6 protein-coding genes are annotated in these 4,393 nt (G+C 34.6%); all 6 read left to right on the top strand.

The features are described from left to right. The first annotated feature begins 488 nt into the window (after window positions 1-488). Window positions 489-848 (top strand): Asp23/Gls24 family envelope stress response protein, encoded by a 360-nt coding sequence (locus Q7P22_RS08280; protein ID WP_113921066.1) that lies wholly within the window; start codon window positions 489-491, stop codon window positions 846-848. Window positions 849-1,119: 271 nt separating this feature from the next. Beyond that, window positions 1,120-1,572: a transcription antitermination factor NusB gene (nusB, locus tag Q7P22_RS08285; protein ID WP_303863007.1), complete on the top strand. Its 453-nt coding sequence runs from the start codon at window positions 1,120-1,122 to the stop codon at window positions 1,570-1,572. Beyond that, window positions 1,544-2,758: an exodeoxyribonuclease VII large subunit gene (xseA, locus tag Q7P22_RS08290; protein WP_303863010.1), complete on the top strand. Its 1,215-nt coding sequence runs from the start codon at window positions 1,544-1,546 to the stop codon at window positions 2,756-2,758. The genes nusB and xseA overlap by 29 nt, the downstream gene beginning before the upstream one ends. Further along, window positions 2,739-2,975: an exodeoxyribonuclease VII small subunit gene (gene xseB, locus Q7P22_RS08295; protein ID WP_113921069.1), complete on the top strand. Its 237-nt coding sequence runs from the start codon at window positions 2,739-2,741 to the stop codon at window positions 2,973-2,975. Before xseA ends, xseB begins: the two co-directional genes overlap by 20 nt. Then, on the top strand, window positions 2,968-3,861 hold the full coding sequence (locus Q7P22_RS08300; RefSeq protein WP_113921070.1) for a polyprenyl synthetase family protein: 894 nt from the start codon (window positions 2,968-2,970) through the stop codon (window positions 3,859-3,861). Before xseB ends, Q7P22_RS08300 begins: the two co-directional genes overlap by 8 nt. A 326-nt stretch (window positions 3,862-4,187) precedes the next feature. Further along, on the top strand, window positions 4,188-4,393 hold a 206-nt coding region (locus Q7P22_RS08305; protein ID WP_303863015.1), incomplete at its 3' end, for a S4 domain-containing protein.

A 4,393-nucleotide genomic window follows, 5' to 3' on the forward strand; every position in this document is an offset into this window, starting at 1 on the left:
TTTTAAAAGGGGTTCTTATGAGAAAAAGGGGTGTTTTCTATAAGATTTAAGGGGCTGCATATATGCGATAAACTCATTATAAGCCCCTATTCTGCTTATTTCAACAAATATGCAATAAAAAACAATTGTAAATGTTTGCAAGTTTATTGAAAATGATTACACTCTTAAGGTGGTCAGGTGGTCAGGTGGTCAGGTGGTCAGGTGGTCAGGTGGTAAGGTGGTAAGCAAAGTCGTAAGCCACCAGTGGTGGCAAAGGTTTTATTTATAACTTAGAACTACAAATGGTTGGACGGGAAAAACTTTTAGCTGAAAGTGGAATGCGGAAAGCGGAACTTTTAAGGAAATGTGGAGTTGATAATATAAAATAAACTTTCCCTTTATAAATATTCATAAGTTTTATATAATAATAGTATGAATAATAGATTCTCATTGTGTTGTTTTGTGAATATAAATTTGTTATAATCGAAGAAATTGTTGGAGGGATTAGGATGAAGATGGATGCAGAGAAAGAAATAGGCAAAATTGACATATCTGAAGATGTGATAGCTTCTATTGCTAGTTTGGCCACTATGGAAATAGATGGAGTGGTAGAAATGGTAGGAGGTTTGACTAAGGACATTGCAGCAAAGCTGAGCAAAAAGTATCCAGCAAAGGGCGTTAGGATCACTAGAGATGACAGTGATATTAGCGTAGATTTGTTCTTAGTTCTAAAGTATGGGGTGCAAATTCAAGAGATTGCCTTCCAGGTACAAGAAAAAGTTAAACACTCTATCGAAGTTATGACTGGTTTTAATGTAGTACAAGTAAACGTAAATGTAGAAGGTGTACAATTAAAATCAAATGAGTAAGAACAACCCCTTAAATGATTTTAAGGGGTTGTATCATGTTTGTGCAAGAAAGTGCCTACGGTGCATTAGTCGCTAGTCATTAGTCTTTAGCCGCTAGCATTTGGGTATTCCTTTTGGGTCAAGATCCGTCTTACAGGTCAAAGATTCAATCACATATAAAGAGAGCTTAAATAATATCTAAATCCAAAAGCAGAATTTTGCTATTATAAAATAAAGATCCGAAGGCTTTTTGCCTTAAAATCATATATCGTCTAGACTATAGGAGGAGCGAATGAGTAGAAGTTACGCAAGAGAAGTAGTATTAAAGGCCATTTTTCAAAGAGATTTCCAACCGGATCAAACGGAAGGAATGTATTTGGACTACATGAATCAATACGATTTAAAAGAAAATGATGCAAAATACGCAAAGGAAATGATTAGCGGCATTATAAACAATATAGAGGCTATTGATAAGATTATTAATTCCTATCTGGTAAACTGGGAAGTAAACAGATTAAATAAGATTGAATCAGCTATACTTCGTTTGGCTACACTAGAGCTTATAGAGCAAAAAGATATCCCGGCGCCTGTATCCATTAGTGAAGCCATTCAGCTTACGACGAAATACAGCGATATGGAATCGATAAAATACATTAATGCAGTATTAGAAAAAATCGCAAAAAATGAAGGAAAAGATAAGTTGACGGTGAATAAAGATGAAGATGAGAAGCCTAACCGTCAGTAAGTTAAACAGCTATATAAAGAGCTTGTTTAGCAATGATGGGATTTTAAGCAATGTTTCTGTAGAAGGGGAAATTTCTAATTACAAAGAGCACTCTTCAGGTCATTTGTATTTTTCATTAAAGGACCAAGAAAGCAGAATTATGTGCGTTATGTTTAAAGGAAATACTACCCACTTAAACTTTAATCCAGCTGATGGCAAAAGCGTAATTGTAAAAGGATATGTAAGTTTATACGAAAAAACAGGTCAATACCAGCTATACGTACAAGATATGGAGGTGAAAGGCGAGGGCGATCTTTATCTGCAATTTGAAAAATTAAAAAGACAGCTTTATGAAAAAGGTTGGTTTAATCAAAATATAAAAATGCCTATTCCCACTTATCCTAAGAGAATAGCCATTGTAACCTCTAAGACTGGTGCAGCTATTCGAGATATCATATCTGTCATCACTAGGAGAAATCCTACAGTGTCTTTGTATGTGTATTCTGTTTTAGTACAAGGGGAAAACGCTAAATATGATATTGCAAGAGCCATAGAAAAAATTAATGAGACTCAGGCCGCCGATGTAATTATCCTAAGCCGCGGAGGAGGCTCTATTGAAGAGCTATGGGCTTTTAATGAATTGATTGTTGCACAGAGCATATATCATTCAGAAATCCCAATTATTTCAGGAGTAGGCCATGAGACAGATTTTACTATTGCTGATTTTGTAGCAGATTTGCGCGCCCCTACACCTTCAGCTGCAGCAGAACTTGCAGTGGGATCTTTAGTAGAATTAAAGGAAAGACTCTATACCTACAAAACCACAGTATACAAGCAAATGCTACGAAAATTGGAAATAGAAAAAAACCATTTAACTCAGATAAAAAATCATTACACTATAAAAAGGCCTTTAGACATATTGTATCAGTATAGGCAACAGTTGGATTTATATGAAAACCGATTAGAAAACATTTTAAAGAAGACCATTCACGAAAGAAGAGTTCAACTATTAAATTATAAATCTCATCTCAATGACCTTTATAGTCAAAACCAAAATGGTTTTATAGAAAATATAAGGGGAGAACAAGTAAAAAGTGTAAAAGAAGTAGAGATGCATGAAGAACTTATCCTTCGCCTTAAAGATGGTCATTTAAAAGTAAAAATCGAAGAAATTAACGAGGGATTTTATGAAAGAAAAAACATTTGAAGAAAATATTAAGAGAATCGAAGAAATTATAGAACTGCTCGAAGAGAATAAACAGCCTCTAGAGATGACTACAACTTTATTTGAAGAAGCAATGAATAAAATTAAAAATTGTGAAAATGAGCTCGATGGAGCAGAAAAGAAAATAAATAAAGTTATGGTTATGGAGATAAAACAAGATGGAAGTACAGATGAGGAATGGAGAAGTATAGATGATTGATGATTATTTAAACTCAAGGACTACAGAGATAAATCATAATTTAAGAAATTATATGACTCTTTTGCCTGATTATATCCCAGAACGATTAAAAGAAGCCATGGAATACAGCTTGTTTGCAGGTGGAAAACGTTTAAGACCTATATTTTTATTAGAATTTGCGAAAGCCTTTGGTGAGAATATAGAAAGGTGTATTCCCCTTGCCTGTGCAATTGAAATGATTCATACTTACTCATTAGTTCACGACGATTTGCCTGCTATGGATAATGACGACTATAGAAGAGGAAAACTCACAAATCATAAGGTGTATGGAGAAGATATGGCCATTTTAGCAGGAGATGCCCTACTCAATTATGCTTTTGAAATCATGATAAATGCTGGCTTAAGTTTAAGTGGACAAGAGCAAATACATTACTTAAAGGCAGTAAATGAAATTACAAAAGCTGCAGGCCCTTCAGGAATGATTGCGGGGCAAGTAGCCGATATTGCCAATTGCAATGAAGATGGAAGGAAAGAAACTCTAGATTTTATCAATACTTACAAAACAGGTTCGCTTTTAAAAGCTAGTATTTTAGCAGGACCTATAGCTCAGGGAGCATCTCAAGAGACAATAGATGAGCTGTCTCAGTACAGTGAAAAAATCGGACAGGCTTTTCAAATCGTGGACGATATATTAGATGTCATCGGAGATCAACAAAAAATAGGAAAAAAGATTCACAGCGACGAAAAAAACAACAAAAAGACCTATGTAGATCTTTATGGCATTGAAAAATCCAAAGAAATTGTAGACGGATTAATACAAGAGGCTTTTACTCACTTGAGAAAGTGTAATGTAGACAATCAGAATATTGTGGATTTGACGAATTTTGTATGTAAGAGAGAGTATTAAAAGCAGGTGGTCAGGTGGTCGGGTGGTCAGGTGGTCAGGAAAAACGACCTCGCCTTTAGGCGAGGCAAGGTAAGAGTATCAGTATATTGTATTTTAGTTATTAGACCATACACCATATTAAGAAGAATTTGTAGTAATTTTTAAAAGACAAAATCTTCAATGAACAATGAAAAATAACTACTGAACATTGAACAGTACAAATATGCGACCTCATTATTAGATATTATATATATTGTTAATTATTCATTGTTCATTGTTAATTGTTCATTGCGACGTAAGTCGCATATTTGCTGACCACCTGACCACCTTAAAGAAGAAGTTTTGCATTGAACGAAAGATTAGATGTGTATTTATATGAGCAAGGTTATTTTGATAGCAGGGAAAAGGCTAAGAGGATGATTATGGCGGGGAATGTCATGATTAATGGGCAGCGCAAAGATAAACCTGGTGAGCGAATGAAAGAGATCAATAAAGTAGAAATTAAAGAAAAAGAGATAAACTACGTAAGCCGTGGAGGATTGAAAATAGAAAA

Origin of the sequence: Alkalibaculum bacchi (genome assembly GCF_937875145.1) — a bacterium.
Classification (GTDB): Bacteria; Bacillota; Clostridia; order Eubacteriales; family Alkalibacteraceae; genus Alkalibaculum; species Alkalibaculum bacchi_A.

What these genes read in the sequence shown, in the direction of transcription:
- Q7P22_RS08280 (WP_113921066.1), top strand. Translation starts at nt 489, where the DNA reads ATGAAGATGGATGCAGAGAAAGAAATAGGCAAAATTGACATATCTGAA.
- nusB (WP_303863007.1), top strand. Translation starts at nt 1,120, where the DNA reads ATGAGTAGAAGTTACGCAAGAGAAGTAGTATTAAAGGCCATTTTTCAA.
- xseA (WP_303863010.1), top strand. Translation starts at nt 1,544, where the DNA reads ATGAAGATGAGAAGCCTAACCGTCAGTAAGTTAAACAGCTATATAAAG.
- xseB (WP_113921069.1), top strand. Translation starts at nt 2,739, where the DNA reads ATGAAAGAAAAAACATTTGAAGAAAATATTAAGAGAATCGAAGAAATT.
- Q7P22_RS08300 (WP_113921070.1), top strand. Translation starts at nt 2,968, where the DNA reads ATGATTGATGATTATTTAAACTCAAGGACTACAGAGATAAATCATAAT.